This is a genomic window from Candidatus Accumulibacter sp. ACC005 (assembly GCF_907163215.1).
GTDB lineage: Bacteria > Pseudomonadota > Gammaproteobacteria > Burkholderiales > Rhodocyclaceae > Accumulibacter > Accumulibacter regalis.
In genome coordinates this window covers 169,857-186,714 of the sequence record NZ_CAJQUB010000011.1, presented here as the reverse complement: position 1 = coordinate 186,714, position 16,858 = coordinate 169,857, and the positions used below count along the sequence as shown (strand labels likewise).

At 63.8% G+C, this 16,858-nt stretch carries 16 protein-coding genes; 4 read left to right on the top strand and 12 right to left on the bottom strand.

The window, feature by feature from the left end:
- The first annotated feature begins 149 nt into the window (after window positions 1-149).
- The 3 genes from QZ613_RS13180 (at window position 150) to QZ613_RS13170 (ending at window position 3,600) form a co-directional block, all read left to right on the top strand.
- On the top strand, window positions 150-1,103 hold the full coding sequence (locus tag QZ613_RS13180) for a hypothetical protein (RefSeq protein WP_291982800.1): 954 nt from the start codon (window positions 150-152) through the stop codon (window positions 1,101-1,103).
- Between the two features lie 208 nt (window positions 1,104-1,311).
- Complete coding sequence (locus QZ613_RS13175; protein ID WP_291982799.1) at window positions 1,312-2,223, top strand: hypothetical protein; 912 nt, start codon at window positions 1,312-1,314, stop codon at window positions 2,221-2,223.
- 246 nt (window positions 2,224-2,469) lie between these two features.
- On the top strand, window positions 2,470-3,600 hold the full coding sequence (locus QZ613_RS13170; protein ID WP_291982797.1) for an ISAs1 family transposase: 1,131 nt from the start codon (window positions 2,470-2,472) through the stop codon (window positions 3,598-3,600).
- A 285-nt stretch (window positions 3,601-3,885) separates the two neighbouring features.
- Here QZ613_RS13170 and QZ613_RS13165 read toward each other — a convergent pair whose 3' ends face one another.
- Window positions 3,886-4,863, bottom strand: coding sequence for a LysR family transcriptional regulator (locus QZ613_RS13165; protein WP_291982795.1), 978 nt, complete (start codon window positions 4,861-4,863; stop codon window positions 3,886-3,888).
- Window positions 4,864-5,068: 205 nt separating this feature from the next.
- Here QZ613_RS13165 and QZ613_RS13160 point away from each other — a divergent pair, with 205 nt between their 5' ends.
- Window positions 5,069-5,833 carry an SDR family oxidoreductase gene (locus QZ613_RS13160; protein ID WP_291982874.1) on the top strand — a complete coding sequence of 255 codons (765 nt, stop codon included), beginning with the start codon at window positions 5,069-5,071 and terminating at the stop codon, window positions 5,831-5,833.
- Window positions 5,834-6,109: 276 nt separating this feature from the next.
- On the opposite strand, the gene QZ613_RS13155 is transcribed toward QZ613_RS13160, so the two are convergent.
- The 11 genes from QZ613_RS13155 to QZ613_RS13105 form a co-directional block, all read right to left on the bottom strand.
- Window positions 6,110-7,288, bottom strand: a complete 1,179-nt coding sequence (locus QZ613_RS13155; protein ID WP_291982793.1) for a CaiB/BaiF CoA-transferase family protein — start codon at window positions 7,286-7,288, stop codon at window positions 6,110-6,112.
- 10 nt (window positions 7,289-7,298) lie between these two features.
- Window positions 7,299-8,459 (bottom strand): acyl-CoA dehydrogenase family protein, encoded by a 1,161-nt coding sequence (locus QZ613_RS13150; RefSeq protein ID WP_291982791.1) that lies wholly within the window; start codon window positions 8,457-8,459, stop codon window positions 7,299-7,301.
- Window positions 8,460-8,786: 327 nt separating this feature from the next.
- Window positions 8,787-9,566: a PEP-CTERM sorting domain-containing protein gene (locus QZ613_RS13145; protein ID WP_291982789.1), complete on the bottom strand. Its 780-nt coding sequence runs from the start codon at window positions 9,564-9,566 to the stop codon at window positions 8,787-8,789.
- A 303-nt stretch (window positions 9,567-9,869) separates the two neighbouring features.
- Window positions 9,870-10,307 (bottom strand): nuclear transport factor 2 family protein, encoded by a 438-nt coding sequence (locus tag QZ613_RS13140; RefSeq protein WP_291982787.1) that lies wholly within the window; start codon window positions 10,305-10,307, stop codon window positions 9,870-9,872.
- A gap of 10 nt (window positions 10,308-10,317) precedes the next feature.
- Window positions 10,318-11,085 carry an SDR family NAD(P)-dependent oxidoreductase gene (locus tag QZ613_RS13135; protein WP_043566529.1) on the bottom strand — a complete coding sequence of 256 codons (768 nt, stop codon included), beginning with the start codon at window positions 11,083-11,085 and terminating at the stop codon, window positions 10,318-10,320.
- A 4-nt stretch (window positions 11,086-11,089) separates the two neighbouring features.
- Window positions 11,090-11,632, bottom strand: coding sequence for a DUF3833 domain-containing protein (locus tag QZ613_RS13130; protein WP_043566527.1), 543 nt, complete (start codon window positions 11,630-11,632; stop codon window positions 11,090-11,092).
- Window positions 11,632-12,948 (bottom strand): MFS transporter, encoded by a 1,317-nt coding sequence (locus QZ613_RS13125; RefSeq protein WP_043566713.1) that lies wholly within the window; start codon window positions 12,946-12,948, stop codon window positions 11,632-11,634. The genes QZ613_RS13130 and QZ613_RS13125 overlap by 1 nt, the downstream gene beginning before the upstream one ends.
- A gap of 8 nt (window positions 12,949-12,956) precedes the next feature.
- Window positions 12,957-13,487: a chalcone isomerase family protein gene (locus QZ613_RS13120; protein WP_043566526.1), complete on the bottom strand. Its 531-nt coding sequence runs from the start codon at window positions 13,485-13,487 to the stop codon at window positions 12,957-12,959.
- The gene (locus QZ613_RS13115; RefSeq protein WP_043566524.1) at window positions 13,484-14,734 is read right to left on the bottom strand and encodes a cyclopropane-fatty-acyl-phospholipid synthase family protein; all 1,251 of its coding nucleotides are present in this window, start codon (window positions 14,732-14,734) and stop codon (window positions 13,484-13,486) included. The genes QZ613_RS13120 and QZ613_RS13115 overlap by 4 nt, the downstream gene beginning before the upstream one ends.
- Window positions 14,731-15,513, bottom strand: coding sequence for a DUF1365 domain-containing protein (locus tag QZ613_RS13110; RefSeq protein WP_291982784.1), 783 nt, complete (start codon window positions 15,511-15,513; stop codon window positions 14,731-14,733). The genes QZ613_RS13115 and QZ613_RS13110 overlap by 4 nt, the downstream gene beginning before the upstream one ends.
- On the bottom strand, window positions 15,510-16,853 hold the full coding sequence (locus tag QZ613_RS13105; protein WP_291982782.1) for an FAD-dependent oxidoreductase: 1,344 nt from the start codon (window positions 16,851-16,853) through the stop codon (window positions 15,510-15,512). The genes QZ613_RS13110 and QZ613_RS13105 overlap by 4 nt, the downstream gene beginning before the upstream one ends.
- Window positions 16,854-16,858: the final 5 nt, after the last annotated feature.

Genomic DNA, 16,858 nt, shown 5'->3' with positions numbered 1-16,858 from the left:
GGGCGTATGCATCGCCCTAACCTGCAAAGTGCCGCTTTTCTCGGTTTTTGTACTCTCCAGAATAGAAAAACATCCGGCATAATGCCTGCTGCGGAGGGCGCTTTCAGTGCGTCGCTCAACACTAATCCTTCGATTTCGAAAGACCTGCGATGACGACCGAGACCGAAAATCCTTGCCCAATTTGTGCATTCGGCACCCCGCGCGTTGAGACTTTTGACTCTGGCGAGCGTTTACGTTTGAAGTGCCCTCGTTGCGGCAAGTTTACAATTACGCAGACAGTGTTGCGCACCTTGGGCGAGCGTCAAGTGGCGACGAAATTGAGTGCCTGGATTCGTAATCGCAATGAGAAAGTCAGCACAATTCCGGAGATATCGAGAGCCAGCATTGAAAGTATTATCTCTAGCTTCCCCATTCTGTCAGTAATTGACAAGCAGGCGTTATTATTAGAAATTTTTGGCCGGCGGAGTAAATATCCAGGTTCTAGCGTGCCATTTGACTCAAGCTTAGACTTTCCGCTGATTTGGGGCGAGAACCCAAATGAGTTAGAGTTTCACCTGAAAGCCCTCATAACGAGAGGCCTTGTGCAGGCAGGGAACCAACAGAAGGCGGCGTTTGCTGAAGGCTCACCGGAATACATACTGACAGCAGCTGGTTGGACTTATTTGGACGACCTCAATCGCCCGCGTTCAATTAGCACACAAGCTTTTGTCGCGATGTCATTCGACGCTGAACTTACGTCTGCTTGGAAAGACGGTATCAAACCGGCGATTGAGCGAGCTCGCTATAGTGCATTTCGAACGGATGCTCAACCATCGGTCGATCGCATCGACGTGCGAATCATGGCTGAAATAAAGCGCTCTCATCTCGTCGTCGCCGACGTTACACGTCAGCGTCCAGGGGTTTACTTCGAGGCCGGTTACGCAATCGGGCTGGGAATTCCCGTCTACTGGTGTGTACGAAAAGATGACCTCCAAAATGTCCACTTTGATACTCGCCAATATAATCATATCGTATGGGAAAACCCTGACGATCTCCGTGCTCAGCTCTATGATTTTATTTATGCAGTTTCTGGGCCTTCCACGGCAATCGAACGTGCAGTTTAACGGGACTTCATTCCGCACGCGCCGCGCGCGCGACTTGACGTTGAGGCCGTGGAAGCAACAACAGACCTCTGCTGACGGGGTCACGCTGACCGGATCACGCGCTGACGGGGTCGGGTCTTGGCTTTTGCCCAAGGCACGGGAAAGACCTGACGCCAAGAAGCCCAAGACGTGCTCGGGCTGCTGAGCTTGGCATTAGAAGTAATCTGCCATGGTCGACACACTATCCGTAAAGTTCAATATTGCGTTCCACCACCGAGTTACCGCATATGCGCTCCAGATGGGTGGCTGGCTGCCGTTGGCATTTTGCTCTGCACCGATGCTGTTAGTGGACCGCAACGTCACTGGTATGTTGAGGGCGATTGATCGGGGTGAAGTAAGAGGTGATATTGAAGCAAACGAGTGGTGGCTTGAGTTTCTGAATTCCCAAAGCTTCTTCGTCAACCCGGTCCTGTGCGCAATTGAGGGGAAGAGCCGGTCATCACCCTCATACGAAGAGTTCGGCTCGGCCTTTGTGGAAGCACGGGCGGTATTGCAAAAAGGCCTACCCAAAGCTCGAATCATCGACTACGAAGAGAAGCACTACCGTGCCGCTTATGAAATCGTGAAGGGCTTCACTCTTCGATACGAGGCTGAGGTCCGCTTCCTTGTATCCGTCGCGCCGATGATTGCGGAACGTCATCGAGATAACGTCCTACCTCGAGTCGAACGGAAAATATGCGAACTTGCCGTCTCATGCGGTTTGTCCTTACGATCTTTCCCTTTGATTACAGCCCTTTCGTGCCTTTACGAACCTCGTGACGGCACTGAACCGCGTATCGGAAGAGGCGTCATCAAACCAAGCCGAATCTATTCCGAAGAGCAGGCGCACAATGCTATTGCTGACTTCCGAGCATTGGAGACACTGGTGGCGGTCAATTTGCTGGGTGGTCCGAACTCTGCCTTCTGTACTCGGGACAAGTATCTTGCCGCGCTCTGGTGCGGGATGCAGATTTCCGATCTAGGATGGCGAGGCGGAGTTATGACTTTCAGTATTACACCGATCCAGAAACTATTTCCGAGGCTCAATCTTGGACAGCACAACGCTCTGCTGAAACGTTTGTGGTCCAATGATGACGTTTAACTCCTCCTTTCAGACGTGGAATGTCACCTTCCCAAATCGGGCGACTTCCGCTCTGGGTCGATTGCGGCCATAGCGCGGTGATGGCTTCTGCACCGAAAACACGCACGCATGGGGTCAGCTTCAGGGCAATCGCATGAATGCCAACGTCGTTGACCCTCTGAAATAATCGTTTACGCTCAAGGAGTTACGAAAGGGCTGTTCACAGCCCCTTGATTTGTGTAGTTTTCTGTCTTTTTGGAGTTTTCCATGAGCGCAGAAAACAGGGTTCGGCTGGTCGACGTTTGGGTGGGCGTGCGGGATCCGAGACAGGCCACCAAAGTCGAGCACGACCTGATCGAATTGCTGGTGGTGTCGGTCAGCGCGGTCCTGTCAGGTGCCGATACCTTTGTCGAGATCGAGGCCTGGGCGAAAGAGAAGCTGGAGCGGCTGCGGCAGTATCTGAAGCTCGAGCAGGGCATTCCGTCGCACGACACCATTGGCCGGGTCTTTGCGGCGATTGATCCCGACCAATTCGGGGCGGCCTTCGTGCGTTGGGTGGGCCAGGTACTGCCCGCGCTGGCAAATGGCGAAGTGGTGGCCATCGATGGAAAAACCAGTCGTCGTTCAGGAAGGGTGGGCTCAACACCCCTGCACCTGGTCAGTGCCTTCGCCGCCCAAGCGGGTCTGGTGCTCGGGCAGCGCGCGACGGCCGAGAAGTCGAACGAGAAGACCGCCATCCCTGAACTGCTGGCGACGCTGGCCCTGGAGGGTTGTATCGTCACTATCGATGCCATGGGCACGCAGCCGAACATTGCGCAAGCCATTCGCAACCGCGGAGCGGACTACATCCTCGCCGCCAAGGACAATCAGCCGAAGCTGGCCGAATCGATCGACGATTTCTTCAGCGCCTTTGAGGCGGCACCGGGCAAAACGCCGCACCAGTTTCACGAAGTCGTCGAGAAGGATCATGGCCGGATCGAAGTGCGTCGCTGCTATGTCTTCGATCAGCTCGACTGCTTGCACGCCCCCGAGCGTTGGCCAGACCTGCAGTCGTTTGCGGTGATCACCACCGAGCGAACGATCCGGGGGAAAGCGACCTCCACCGATCGGCGCACCTATATCAGCAGCTTGGCGCCTGACGCCCAGCGCATGAATCACAGCGTTCGCATGCACTGGCGTGTCGAGAACACTCTGCACTGGTGCATGGATGTGGCTTTTGGCGACGACCAGATGCGCGCTTGCACCGATCATGCCGCTCACAATTTGGCTGTCCTGCGTCAGTTTGTCTTGAATCTCATCCGCCTCGCCCCGGTCAAGCGCAAGGGCGGCCTCAAGGTTCAGCGCCTGATCGCCGCCACGTCCGATACCTTCCGCGCTGAACTGCTGGGTCTTGTATAAGATTCATGCGATTGCCCTGGGGTCAGCTTCTTCTTGCCGTCGTGATAAAGACTGATGGTATGTATCCGGGAAAAAGTAAAGACCTGACCTCGCTTGTGTGACCCCGCTTGTGCCGGTGGTCGTTGGCAGCTGAAGTTCAGTGACTGTTTACGGAAGATTCAGGGGAGCGCTGCTTTCGGCCGTTATGTACTCGGCCAGCAGTAGCCATTCAGCCTGCGTGACGGCGAGCAGGTGTCCGCACAAGAACTTTCCTTCTCGCGCTGCCCGGGTTCTCGCTTTGTGGGGTCAGTTACGCGGTGACGCGGTGGTGACACGCTGACTTACGGTTTTCGCTGCCACAGGAACCGCGTCGCCGGGATGGCTCCATGCGTCCCAGTATGGTGGGTCGCCGAAGACGTTTCGCAGGCGTTCAGCAAATGCCCGCAGCTTGGCCGACGCACGCCGGCCCTCGGGGTGCGCCACATAGATGTACTCGGCTGCCGCCTGGTGGCCAATGTCGATCACCCGCAAGGCACCCGACCGGATCTCGGCGCTGGCGATGAAGGTCGGCAGCAGCGCGATGCCCAAGCCGGCGATCGCTGCGTCTCGCATCATGTCGCCATTATTGCTACGCAAGGCGACTGTGGCACGAACCACCCGTGCACCTTCCTCGTCCTGGAACGTCCAATCGGCCACTCCCCGATTGATGTAGAAGATGCCACGATGGTTCGCCAACTCGTTCAACGTGCTTGGGATGCCGTGCCGCGCCAGATAGTCGGGTGACGCAACCAGGAGGCGTCGACTTGGAGCGAGCTGCCAGGCTACGAGCCGCGAATCCTCCAGTGCTCCGTGCCTGACCACCGCGTCATAGCCGTCGGCGGCCGCGTCCACCCGTCGGTCATTCAGGTCCAGCGTGAGCTCCAGCTTGGGATGCTGGGCAAGAAAAGGATAAAGTGCCGGTCCCAAATGCATGCGACCGAAGGTGGCCGGAGCGGAAACGCGCAAGGGTCCCGACAAGGTACCACGGCGCTCGGCCATGTCGGCAACGGCCTCTTCGACCGCGCGCATGATGCGTGCGGCTTTCTCAAGGAACGCCGTCCCGTCCTCGGTCAGGCTCACCTTGCGGGTCGTTCGATGGAGGAGGCTTGCGCCCAGCATTCGCTCGAGCTCGGCGAGCCGCTCGCTGACCACGGATTTCGACAGATTCAGGCGTCTCGCCGCCTCACTGATCGAGCCGGATTCCGCGATGGCCACGAAGCTGGAAATGCCGTCTAGTTTCAACATTGTTCGCCTTTCCCGAAAGGCTGTTCCGTGATTTGCACTCTACCGCGAACAACTATTAGGTTCCACACTTCACTCAGCCCGCAAACGTGAGCCAGCCCAGGAGTGCCATGGGGTGACCAACTCGCTACCGCTTGCAGGTCAATCAATCGGTACCAACGTGCCCGGAGGCGGACGCCGTCCGTCCAGCACCAACCAGGAGATCACCATGGGACGCTTGTCTGGAAAAGTTGCCATTATTACCGGGGCCAGTTCGGGCATCGGCCGCGCCACCGCCAAGCTGTTTGCCGCCGAAGGAGCCAAAGTCATCGTCAGCGCGCGGCGCACGGGCGAGTTAAACGAGTTGGTCGCGCAGATCCGCGCGACCGGCGGCGAAGCCTGCGCACTGCCTGGCGATGTGCGCTCGGAGGACTATGCCAGGGCGCTCGTCGCCCTGGCGGTCGAGCGCTACGGCCGGCTCGACATCGGCTTCAACAACGCCGGCACACTGGGCGAAATCGCTCCGAGCACCGACGTTTCCGAAGCGGGCTGGAATGAGGCCATCGCCATCAACCTCACCGGTTCCTTTCTGGGTGCCAAGCACCAGATCCCGCTAATGCTCAAATTCGGCGGCGGCTCGGTGATCTTCACCTCCACCTTCGTCGGCCACACCTTTGCCTTCCCAGGTGTTGCCGCCTACGCTGCAAGCAAGTCGGGGCTGATCGGCCTGACGCAGGTGTTGGCTGCCGAGTTTGGTCCGCAAGGGGTGCGTGTCAATGCGATCCTGCCCGGTGCGGTCGACACTGACATGTACCGCAGCATGAACAACACGGCTGAGTCGCAGGCCTTCGTCACCAGCCTGCACGCCCTGAAGCGCGTAGCCAGTCCAGAAGAACTGGCCCGCTCGGTATTGTATCTGGCGTCGGATGATTCGGCCTTCGTGACTGGCACCGCCTCGCTGGCCGACGGCGGAGCATCGATTACGCGTACCTAACGGTCATTGATTGCCGGCTCGATGTCGTTTCGTGTGGAACGGGCGATGGGTTTGACAGCGTGGCAAGAAAAATGCAGACCTCGAATGGCGGCCGCGGCGCTGCGTCTGCCGAGTTGGCCAGCGTCTGAGCCTTGTTCGCCACGCGTGACGGGGCAAGGCCATCCGTCACCGAGCGGGCGCCGACAAAAATGTCGGCGGCTCGAGCAACCACGCTAAAAAGCCGTGAGCAGCAAGCCGCCGACCGACGCCGGCAGACGGCTTGGTCGCGACGCTCCCTCAGATCGCCCCCGCGTCCCGCAGCCGATCGATCGCCGCCCGATCCCAACCGAGTTCGCTCAGGATGGCGTCGGTGTGCTCCCCGAGCGCCGGCACGGCGTCCATGCGCGGCGTGAAGGAATCGACCTGGCCGGGTGGCCGCAGCGCGGGAATCGGGCCGGACGGCGTATCGACCTCGGTCCACCGCCCGCGCGCCTTGAGCTGCGGATGCTCCCAGACCTCGTGCATGTCGTTCATGCGCGCGTTGGCGATCTGCGCCGCGTCGAGCCTGGCGATCAGCTGCTCGGAGCTGAGCCGCGCGAAGCGCTCGTCGATCAGCGTGCGCAGTTCGTCGCGCGCCTGCGTGCGCCGCGAGTTGGAAGAGAAGCGCGCATCGCAGGCCAGATCCGGGCGTTCGAGCACCTGTGCGCAGAAGACCTGCCACTCGCGCTCGTTCTGCAGACCGAGCATCACCGTCTTGCCGTCGCCGGCGGTAAACGGGCCGTAGGGAAAGATCGTCGCGTGCGCGGCGCCGGCACGCGGCGGCGGCGTGGCGCCAGCGAAGGCGTAGTACAGCGGGTAGCTCATCCACTCGACCATGCTTTCGAGCATCGACACCTCGACATGGCAGCCACGCCCGCTTTTCCCACGCTGCAGCAGCGCGGCGAGGATGTTGCTCTGCGCGTACATGCCGGCCGAGATGTCGGCGATCGAGCAGCCGGCTTTGGCCGGCGCGTCGGGCAGGCCGGTGACCGAGAGAAAGCCCGACTCGCTCTGAATGAGCAGGTCGTAGGCCTTCTTGTCGCGATACGGCCCGTCGCTGCCGTAGCCCGAGATGTCGCAGACGATCAGCCGCGGGTGCTTCTCGCGCAGCGCCGCGTACGCCAGGCCCAGGCGCGCCGCAGCGCCGGGCGCCAGATTCTGGACCAGCACGTCGGCGTGTTCGAGCAGTCGCGCCAGGATGACCTGCGCCTCGGCGTGCTTGACGTCGAGCGTTAGGCTCTCCTTCGAGCGGTTGGTCCACACGAAGTGCGACGCCAGGCCGCGTACGCGCTCGTCGTAGGCGCGTGCAAAGTCGCCGGTAAGCGGCCGTTCGACCTTGATCACGCGGGCGCCGAGGTCGGCCAGCTGGCGGGTGCAGAAGGGCGCGGCGATGGCGTGTTCGAGGGTGACCACGGTGATGCCGTCGAGCGGGCGCATGGCAGGCTTTCTAGAAAGAACGCGGCAACCCGAGCAGGTGCTCGGCGACGTAGGAAAAGATCAGGTTGGTCGAGATCGGCGCGACCTGGTAGAGGCGCGTCTCGCGGAACTTGCGCTCGACGTCGTACTCGCTGGCGAAGCCGAAGCCGCCGTGCGTCTGCAGGCAGACGTTGGCTGCCTCCCACGACGCCTTGGCCGCCAGGTACTTGGCCATGTTCGCCTCGGCGCCGCAGGGCAACTGCGCGTCGAACAGTGCGCAGGCCCTGAAGCGCATCAGGTTGGCCGCCTCGACCTCGATGAAGGCGTCGGCGATCGGAAACTGCACGCCCTGGTTCTGGCCGATCGGCCGGTTGAAGACGACGCGTTCCTTCGCGTAGCGGCTGGCGCGATCGACGAACCAGTAGCCGTCGCCGATGCACTCGGCGGCGATCAGCGCGCGCTCGGCGTTGAGCCCTTCGAGGATGTACTTGAAGCCCTTGCCCTCCTCGCCGATCAGGTTCTCTTCCGGAATCTCCAGATTGTCGAAGAAGAGTTCGTTGGTCTCGTGATTGACCATGTTGGCAATCGGCTGCACGCGGAGGCCCTTGCCTATCGCCTGCCGCAGATCGACGATGAAGATCGACATCCCTTCGGATTTCTTCTGCACCTCGGCGAGCGGCGTCGTGCGCGCGAGCAGGACCATCAGGTCCGAGTGCTGGACGCGCGAGATCCACACCTTCTGGCCGTTGACCACGTAGCGGCCGTCCTTCCTCACCGCGCTGGTCTTGATGCGCGTCGTGTCGGTGCCGGCGCCCGGCTCGGTGACTGCCATCGACTGGATGCGCAGCTTGCCGGCGGCGATGTCGGGCAGGTACTTCGCCTTCTGTGCCGGGCTGCCGCTGCGCAGCAGCGTTCCCATGTTGTACATCTGGCCATGCACGGCGGCAGCGTTACCACCGCTGCGATTGATTTCCTCCATGATCACGCTCGCCGCGGTCAGCCCCAGCCCCGATCCGCCGTATTCCTCGGGAATCATCGCCGCCAGCCAGCCGGCGCCGATCAGCGCAGCGACGAAAGACTCGGGATAGCCGCGCTGCTCGTCGATCTTGCGGAAATAGGCGTCCGGGAACTGCCGGCACAGGTCGCGCACGGCGTCGCGGATGTCCTGGTGTTCGTCGCGGGTGTCGGGCATGGCGACCTCGTGGTTGCTTGGGCGAATGGCCGCCTGCCAGCGGCGGGCAGATTGTGCTTCAGACGCTGCCGCGGGGCAAGGCCGCCACCAGGCGACCACCAGGCAGCGCGCGCGAAAGCCCTGGGCCACCTGCGGCCCGCCCTCCCCCGACCCACCTCCTCAGGCGGCCAGTTTCCTTTGCCGGAAGCGCATCAGCCTGCCGATTGCCGGCAGCTTGGCACAGAACTGCCCGGATTCCGACCGCTGGCCGACCTGCGCTGGCGTGCGGGCCAGGCGCCCACGAAAAACCCCGCCGAGGCGGGGTCGTGAGCGGGATTGGCTGACCAGCTAGCCTTGCTTGCGCTTGCCCGCGGCGATCACGCCCAGCAGGCCGAGGCCGAGAAGGGCCAGCGATCCGGGCTCGGGTACGCCGTTGGGAGGGAAAACCTCGGCGGCCGTTCCCTGTACGCCCACGGTAAAACCGTTCCAGTACTCGTCCGAACTGCTTCTCCAGCTTACCGTGTCGAATGCGCCAAGGAAGCGCAGTGCGCCGTGCGGTTCAAGTCCCCCGACGTTGTTGCTGTTGAGCTGGTACTCGAAGTTTCCCCCGCCGAGGTCGACGACGACCTTGCTGGCACCACCGCAACCCCAGTAGCCGCAAGCGTTGCCACCAACGCCGCCAAGACTGAGAAGCTCGAAATCCTGGTCGAAGGCATAACCATTGCCATTCAGGCTGACGAAAGCGAAAACCGGGTTGGCGACGGTCTGCGAGAAGCTCAGGGTCTGCGTGCCTGCCCGACTCAAGGCGATGAGGTCGGAACCGGTCGGACGATTGTCGACCGCCGAGCTCGTGTACGGCGAGGGGCCTGCTCCGTTGAATTGGTTGATCCAATAATCGCCACCCCCACCCGTCTCATAGAAGCCGATTCCCTGCGGATTGGTATAGGTCACCCCAATCGTTGCCGTGCCGGTGGTGATCGTCCCGGTACCCTGAAATCCCGACGTCACGGGGTTGGAGCCGATCCAGTCGGTCCAGTAGATCTGAGCGGCGCTGGCGCCGGCGCTGGCCAGGCCGAGCGTGATGGCCGCGGCCGCCACGACGGCTTTATTGATTCGCTTACCCTTCATTTCACTCTCCATATACAGATTGTCCATTGTGTCGCAAAAGCGCGGCCATCCCGAAACTGCACTCACTCCAAGCACAAAACGTGCCTAATAATCTTATTCCTTTTAAAACATTGCCTTGACGGAAGATAGTCGATCCAAAAAACCCGCCACTGTAAAAAGCTCCGACACTTGGAAATGTCTGCCGATCTCGTCAGGGGGGGGAGGGGGGGAATCGACGAACCAGCAAGCGTCGCCGAAGCACTCGGCGACGATCCGCAAGCGAATGCCCTGGGCTCCTGCGGCCCGCCCCCCCGATCCACCTCCTCAGGCGGCCAGTTTCCTTTGCAGGAAGCGCATCAGCCAGCCGATTGCCGGCAGCTTCGCGTAGAGCTCCTCGGCGGCGTCCCAGTAATCGCGATGCCAGACGACCTTGCCTTCGCCGTCAAAGCTGAGGTGCGAGGCGCCATGGATCACCTGTGCCTGGCCCCGCGCTGGCATGCCGTTCAGCCGGAAGTGCATTTCCCAGACCAGCATCGCGCCGTTGTCGGCGACCACCCGCTCGCGCACGACGAAGCGCGCTTCGCCGACCTGCCGGAACAGGTGCGCGAAGATGCGCTGGATCGCCGCCACGCCACGCACCTCGTTGAACGGATCCTTGAAGGCCGCGTCTTCGGCGTAGAACTCCGGAAAGCGTGCAACGCTCTCGGCACTCAGGCCTTCGTAGAACGCGCTCAGCGCGTCGACGGCCTCCGTATGGCTCATGCTCGCCTCCTCATCGGTCAACGAAACGGCGGAGGAGCGGGAAATAGATCCGGTACGGCAGGTGAGCGAGCAACTTGACCACGCGCGTGAAGCGTTTCGGAAAGTGGATTTCGAACGCGCTGCCGGCGAAACCGTCGATCGTCTCCTGCGCTGCCTGCTCGGGGGTCAACAGCGCCGGCATCGCGAAATCGTTCTTCGCGGTGAGCGGGGTGGCGACGAAGCCCGGGTTGATCACCCGTACGCCGATCCCTTTCGCTTGCAGATCGAGGTAGAGCGCTTCGGCGAAATTGATCAGCGCCGCCTTGGTCGGGCCGTAGATCAGGGACTTCGGCAGTCCTCGGTAACCGGCGACGCTGGCGACGAAGCCGATCTGGCCACCCCCCTGGCGCAGCAGTTGCGGCACCACGCAGGCAGCGAACGATACCGCCCCGGCGAAGTTGATGTCGATCATCTGCCGCGCCCGTTCCACATCGAGGTCCCAGGCGCGCATCGGCAGGTAATCGCCGGCGACGTAGAGCGCCACGTCGACGCCTCCCCACGCCAGCAGCAGCTTCTCCCAGGCGGCCTGCAGGCTGGCGTGGTCGGCGGCGTCGCAGGGCAGGACCAGCGCCCGCTCGCCATCGCCAGCCACTTCGGCGAGGCGGGCCGCATTGCGTGCCGAGAAGGCGACGCGGGCGCCACGCGCCAGCAACAGCCTGCCGAGCGCCGCGCCGATGCCGCTCGAGGCGCCGAGCAGCCAGACGCGCTTGCCGGACCAGTCTTCGATGGGTGGATTCATCGCTTCACCGCTTGCTGAAACCGAGCGTCACTTCGCCGAGCCGGAAGCCGAACTTGCGCATTTCTGAACGGTTGAGCATCACCTTGTCGTCGATCAGGAACATCCAGTCGTCGAAGTCCACGTTCCACACCCGGCCGTCGACCGGCAGCGCCAGCACGTAACGCCAGCGCAGCGCGTTGCCCGCGGCTTCGCCCTGCGCCTCGCCGACGACGTCGTCCGCGCGGCCAACGTAGTGCGACGCGTCGACCCGGGTGATGGTCCACACGCGACGGGAGGTCGTGCCGTCGGACCAGGAGAAGTGCTCATCGAGGGTACCGACGTCGACGCCGTCACGTTTTTCCCAACTGGCGTCGATGAGCACATGAAAACGCTTGATCACAGCGCCCGAACGATCCTGGAACATTCCCCAGCCGTCGATCGTTCCGTTGAAGTACCGGGCCAGATCGAGCACCGGCTGTTCGCCCCGGTAGCGCTCGACGGGAACGCCGGAGCAGCCGCCAAGACCAAGAACGCCGCAGGCAAGACACGCCAGCCACAGGGTTTTCATCAGCAGACCTCCAAAGTGTTTCGCCAGCGCCACGCCAGCAGTGCTGCGACCGTCTTGAAGAGCAAGGGAAGCAGGCAATAGACTGCGGCGAGACCGGTCGCCGTCGCGGCGACTCCCGGCCGGTAGCCGACCGACTCGAGCAGCGGCAAGGCCAGGCCGGCGGCGAGCGCCAGGTTGAGCTTGGCGACCAGATTCCACCAGCCGAAGTAGGCGCCGGCCTGCGCTGGCCTGGCGTCGGTGACCGCAACGACCTCCCCACCTCCCGCCCTGTCTTTCGCATCGCCAGCCCGCGCACGGTACTCCGCGATGTCGGCGAGCAAGGCAGCCGGCAGGGTCAGGTCGGCGCCAAGCGCCGCACCCGAAAGCAGGCAGACGACGGCGAAAGGCCCGACGTCACCAACGCCCAGACCCCAGGCCCAGGCGAAGGAGCCAATCGCCACCAGCATCGACGCGATCCAGCTGCGCACGCGGCCGTAGCGCCGGGCGAGCGTCACCCACAGGGGCAGGAACGCGACTCCGCTGACGAAGTACAGGGCCAGGAAAGCGCCACTCCAGGCTTCCGCCTGCAGCACATCGGCGACATAGAACAGGACCAGGGTCGCCGGCAAGGCGGCAGCGATGCCGTTGACCACGAATACCGCCAGCAGGCGGCGAAAGCGCTGCTCTGCCAGGACGCCGCGCAGGTCGCCGAGCAGACTGCCGCTGGCCGGCGTTCGGGCCAGCGCCTGCGGTGAACCCGACAACGTCCACACCGCCAGCACCAGGAGCAGCAGCGGGAAAATCTGCGCCAGGCCGGACAGGCCCTGCGCCAGGTCATTGGAGAGAAGACCGGGGAGTGCAGCGGCGAGGACGACGCCGAGCAGGCCGAAACCTTCACGACTGGCGGTCAGTCGCGTGCGCTCGCCGGCGTCGCGGCCGAGTTCCGCTCCCCACGCCTGATAGGCGACGCTGGCCAGCGAAAACCCGAAATAGGTGACCAGCATCGAGCCGAACAGCCACAGTGGAGCGGCGCTGGCGGGCGGGTGGAGCAAGGCCAGCATACCCAGTGCGAGACACGGCAGGGCGAGCAGGATCAGCCGCTGACGATTGGCCGTCCGGTCGCTCCAGCCGCCGAGCAGCGGATCGATGACCGCATCGACCAGCCGCGCCGCCAGCAGCAGCCCGCCGAGCAGGCCCAGACTCATGCCGGCGGCGTCGGCGTAGAGGCGGGGCACATGCACATAGACCGGCAGTGCAGCCATCGCCAGGGGCAGACCCAGCGCGCCGTAGGCGAGGAGCTGCCGGCGCGGCAAGGACAGCGCTTGCGCTGCGTTCATGCCCAGGCTCACAGTGCGGGACGCTCGAGGAGCGCAGCGCGCAACCCCGGCTGGCTGCTGCGCGGGTCGAGCCAGATGGCGAAGAACAGGCGCGCGAAATCGGCGTCGGCTATTTCGCCGTTCGGGCGACCACGGTGAAAGAAAGACGCTCCCCGCCCGGGGTAATGAACGCCGACGATGCTCTCGCCGTCCTTGACGTCGGGAAAGACGCGCCGCAAGTCGCCCTCCCAGCGCTGCAACTGCGTGTCGCTGGCGCCAAGCCGACGCATCTCGTCGAGGCTGGCCTGCACCAGGCGGTCACGCGCGATGTCGCGTCGGTAGTCGAGCTGCAGGGCCGTCGGCACGTTCGCCGGAAGATCGACGCCCGGCCGTGCCGCCGCGACCCACAGGGTGGCACGGTAGAGGGTGAAGCCGAACCAGCTCATCTCGCCGCTGCCCCAGCGCGTCCACTCGGCCCCGCTCTGGCGCAGGACGTCGGGAACGGCGTGGGCGAAAGCGCTGGCGGCGAAGAGAACGGCTGCCATCAGCAGTCGCTTCATCGCGCGTGTGCCAGCTCGAACTGCATGACGTCGGTCGCGCCGCTGTTGAAACCGGCCTGGCAGTAGGCCAGATAAAAACGCCACAGGCGGCGGAAGCGTTCGTCGAAACCCTGCGCCTCGATCGCCGGCCAGTTCTGCTCGAAGTTCGCCGACCATTCGGCGAGCGTGCGCGAATAATCGCGCCCGAAAGCGAAAGCGTCGGCAACTGCCAGGCCGGCACGCGCTGCCCGCTGGCCGAACACCGAAGGGCTGGGGAGCATGCCGCCGGGAAACACGTGCTGCTGAATGAAATCGGTGCCGCGACGATAACGCGCGAACAACTCGTCGGCGATGGTGATGCTCTGCACCACCGCCCGCCCGCCCGGCGCCAGCAGCTGCTGCAGGGCCTTGAAGTAGGTCGGCCACCAGCGTTCGCCGACCGCTTCGAACATCTCGATCGAGACGATATGGTCGAACGGCCGGTCGCACTGCCCGCCAAGCAGATCGCGATAGTCGCGCAACTCGATCTGCACCTGCTGCCCGACGCCGGCGAGCAGCATCCGCCGGCGAGCGAACTCGCACTGGGCCGGCGACAGCGTCAGTCCGACGACCTGCAGACCCGCCTCGCGTGCCGCGGTTTCTGCGAAAGCGCCCCAGCCACAACCGATCTCCAGCACCCGCTGCCCGGGGCGGGCGTCGAGCCGATGCAGGATTCGCCGGTACTTGGCGCGCTGCGCAGCGGCCATCGACCGCGGTGCGTCGGTCGAGTAGAGCGCGCTCGAGTAGCTCATCGTCGGGTCCAGCCACTGGCCATAGAAATCATTGCCCAGGTCGTAGTGCGCCATGATGTTGCGGCGCGCGCCGCTGCGCGTGTTGGCGTTCAGCAGGTGGCGCAGGCGAGCGCTGAGCAAGCCCCACCAATGGCCATAGACGGCGCGCGAAAGCGCCTGGCGATTTTCCGCCAGCAGGGTCAGCAGCGCGGTGAGATCGGGGCTTTGCCAGTCACCGTCGATCCACGCCTCGGCGAAGCCGACGTCGCCGCGTTCGAGCACCTGGTCGAAGACCGACCACTCGGCGACCTCGAGAACGGCGGCGCGCTGGCCGGCGGCGGCCTGACCAAAACACGGACTGCTGCCGTCGGGCAGGCGAACTTCCAGGCGCCCGTGCTCTATCCCTTCGAGCAGGGCCAGCACAGCCCTGGCGCTGCGCGGCAGTGTCTTGCGGCCAGACGCCGCGGGGAGGCTGAGGGTATTTTCCATCGTGTTCATCGGCTGGTCTCCTCGAGTGGAGGTTCGGGTTTGCTGAAAAAGGGAACGCGCTTGACCCACAACTTCAGCGCCTGCCAGTGAATGCGCAGGACGACCGCCAGGGTCATCAGGGGAAAGCGGACAAAGGCTTTCAGCAGCGGGCCGCTGGCCAGTGCTTCGGCCTGGCCGGAAATCGACGTGTGCAGCAGATCACCGGCTGCGTCACCATGATCGATGCGCGCCAGGCGCCATGCCGGGCGACCGTCTCGCCCGCCGCGCCAGTGAAAGCGGAAGCGGTAGTAGCCGGCGACGTCCATGAATGGCGAGACGTGGAACACCTTGCGCCGCTCGAGCGTCTCGCCGTCGCGGATCGGTCGGCCGTCGGCGTGCGCGAGCAGGTAGTTGTGGCGCTCACCAAAGGTATTGTTCACCTCGGCAAGCACGGCCAGCAGATCGCCTGCACGGTCGTGACAGAACCACAGGCTGATCGGATTGAAGACGAAACCGAGGACACGCGGAAAACACTGCAGCCAGACCTCGCCGTCGGCCCCGATTCCTTCGCGCTGCAGCAGCTGGCGCACCCAGGGCAGCGGATGCGAGCCGTCGCGTGCACCGTGGTCGGCAAAATGGAAGCTGAAGAGGTTCCAGCGATTGACCGCGAACAGGGCACTCGCCGATTGCTCGATGCGCGACAGCGGCAGCAGGCAGAAATAGACCGGATAGACGAAGCGGTTGGCCGCCGGCCGTACCCGGCGGTGCATCACCTGCCCGACGAAGAGGCGCGCCGGTGCCGCGTTCATGCCGCCAGTTCCTCGATCCGCGCGGCCGCCGGGCGACCCCGGACAGCCGCGTCGAAACCCTGCCACGGCGCGTGGCAGCCGAGGGCGTTGGCCACCTGCAACGCCGACTTGAGGCCGTCCTCGTGGAAGCCGTAGCCGTTCCAGGCGCCGCAGAACCACACCCCGTGCGCACCGGAAACCGCCGGCAACTCGCGCTGCGCGGCGATCGCCGCGCGGTCGAAAATCGGATGCTCGTAGTCGAACTCGGCGATCACGCGCTCGCGCGCCGGCTGGCGCTGCGGGTTCAGCGTCACCACGACTGGCGTGGCGAAGGGCAGCGGCTGCAGGCGATTGATCAGGTAGGAAACGCTGACCGGGTGCCGGTCGAGTTCCTGCCCACCGGCGAGATAGTTCCACGCCGACCAGAGAGCGGGCGAGCGCGGCAGGAGCGCGGCGTCGCTGTGCAGCACGGCGCGATTCGGCGCATAGCGAACGGCGCCCAGCAAGCGGCGCTCGGCCAGTGTCGCCGCCTTGCCCAGGACGGACAGCGCCTGATCGCTATGGCAGGCGAGAACCACCTGATCGTAGCGCTCGACAGTCGCGTCGGTGCGCACGATCAGACCCTGCGCAGGGCGACCCAGGGTTCGCTCGATGGCGCGCACCGGCGTCGCCAGGCGAACATCGTCGAGACACGCGGCAAGCTTATTGACGTATTGCCGCCCGCCGCCACGCACCGTTCGCCACAACGGCCGGTCGAAGACCTGCAGCAGACCGTGGTTGCGGCAGAAGCGCACGAAGCTGGCGAGCGGATAATCGAGCATCTGCCCGGCCGGACACGACCAGATCGCGGCGGCCATGGGCAGCAGGTACCACTCGGCGAAGGGACGCGAGTAGCCCCCTGCGGCGAGGAAGTCGCGCAGGCTCAGGCTGTCATCGCCGTGCCTGTCGAGCCAGGCGACGCTCTCGCGGTTGAAGCGCACGATGTCGGAGAGCATCCGCCAGAAGTCGGGCCGCAGCAGATTCCGCTTCTGCCCGAAAACCGTCGCCAGGCTGCTTCCCGCCCACTCCAGACGGGGCTCGTCGAGGCTGACCGCAAACGACATTTCGCTTTCGACGCTGGCCACACCGAGATGGGCGAACATCGCGGTCAGGTTCGGATAGGTGCGCGTGTTGTAGACCAGGAAACCGGTATCGACCGGATGGCTCACGCCTTCCAGCGTCACATCGACGGTGTTGGTGTGCCCGCCGAGCGCGTCGCCCGCCTCGTAGAGCGTCACCTGATGCTTCTGCGCCAGCAGCCAGGCACTGGCCAGGCCCGAAATCCCCGAACCGACGACCGCGACACGCTGTGCACTACGCATATTGA

Excerpts from the sequence above, each read along its gene's own strand:
- QZ613_RS13130 (WP_043566527.1), bottom strand. The coding sequence starts at position 11,632 with ATGAAAACCCTGTGGCTGGCGTGTCTTGCCTGCGGCGTTCTTGGTCTT.
- QZ613_RS13125 (WP_043566713.1), bottom strand. The coding sequence starts at position 12,948 with ATGAACGCAGCGCAAGCGCTGTCCTTGCCGCGCCGGCAGCTCCTCGCC.
- QZ613_RS13140 (WP_291982787.1), bottom strand. The coding sequence starts at position 10,307 with ATGAGCCATACGGAGGCCGTCGACGCGCTGAGCGCGTTCTACGAAGGC.
- QZ613_RS13160 (WP_291982874.1), top strand. The coding sequence starts at position 5,069 with ATGGGACGCTTGTCTGGAAAAGTTGCCATTATTACCGGGGCCAGTTCG.
- QZ613_RS13135 (WP_043566529.1), bottom strand. The coding sequence starts at position 11,085 with ATGAATCCACCCATCGAAGACTGGTCCGGCAAGCGCGTCTGGCTGCTC.
- QZ613_RS13110 (WP_291982784.1), bottom strand. The coding sequence starts at position 15,513 with ATGAACGCGGCACCGGCGCGCCTCTTCGTCGGGCAGGTGATGCACCGC.
- QZ613_RS13165 (WP_291982795.1), bottom strand. The coding sequence starts at position 4,863 with ATGTTGAAACTAGACGGCATTTCCAGCTTCGTGGCCATCGCGGAATCC.
- QZ613_RS13120 (WP_043566526.1), bottom strand. The coding sequence starts at position 13,487 with ATGAAGCGACTGCTGATGGCAGCCGTTCTCTTCGCCGCCAGCGCTTTC.
- QZ613_RS13150 (WP_291982791.1), bottom strand. The coding sequence starts at position 8,459 with ATGCCCGACACCCGCGACGAACACCAGGACATCCGCGACGCCGTGCGC.
- QZ613_RS13175 (WP_291982799.1), top strand. The coding sequence starts at position 1,312 with ATGGTCGACACACTATCCGTAAAGTTCAATATTGCGTTCCACCACCGA.
- QZ613_RS13115 (WP_043566524.1), bottom strand. The coding sequence starts at position 14,734 with ATGAACACGATGGAAAATACCCTCAGCCTCCCCGCGGCGTCTGGCCGC.
- QZ613_RS13145 (WP_291982789.1), bottom strand. The coding sequence starts at position 9,566 with ATGAAGGGTAAGCGAATCAATAAAGCCGTCGTGGCGGCCGCGGCCATC.
- QZ613_RS13170 (WP_291982797.1), top strand. The coding sequence starts at position 2,470 with ATGAGCGCAGAAAACAGGGTTCGGCTGGTCGACGTTTGGGTGGGCGTG.
- QZ613_RS13105 (WP_291982782.1), bottom strand. The coding sequence starts at position 16,853 with ATGCGTAGTGCACAGCGTGTCGCGGTCGTCGGTTCGGGGATTTCGGGC.
- QZ613_RS13180 (WP_291982800.1), top strand. The coding sequence starts at position 150 with ATGACGACCGAGACCGAAAATCCTTGCCCAATTTGTGCATTCGGCACC.
- QZ613_RS13155 (WP_291982793.1), bottom strand. The coding sequence starts at position 7,288 with ATGCGCCCGCTCGACGGCATCACCGTGGTCACCCTCGAACACGCCATC.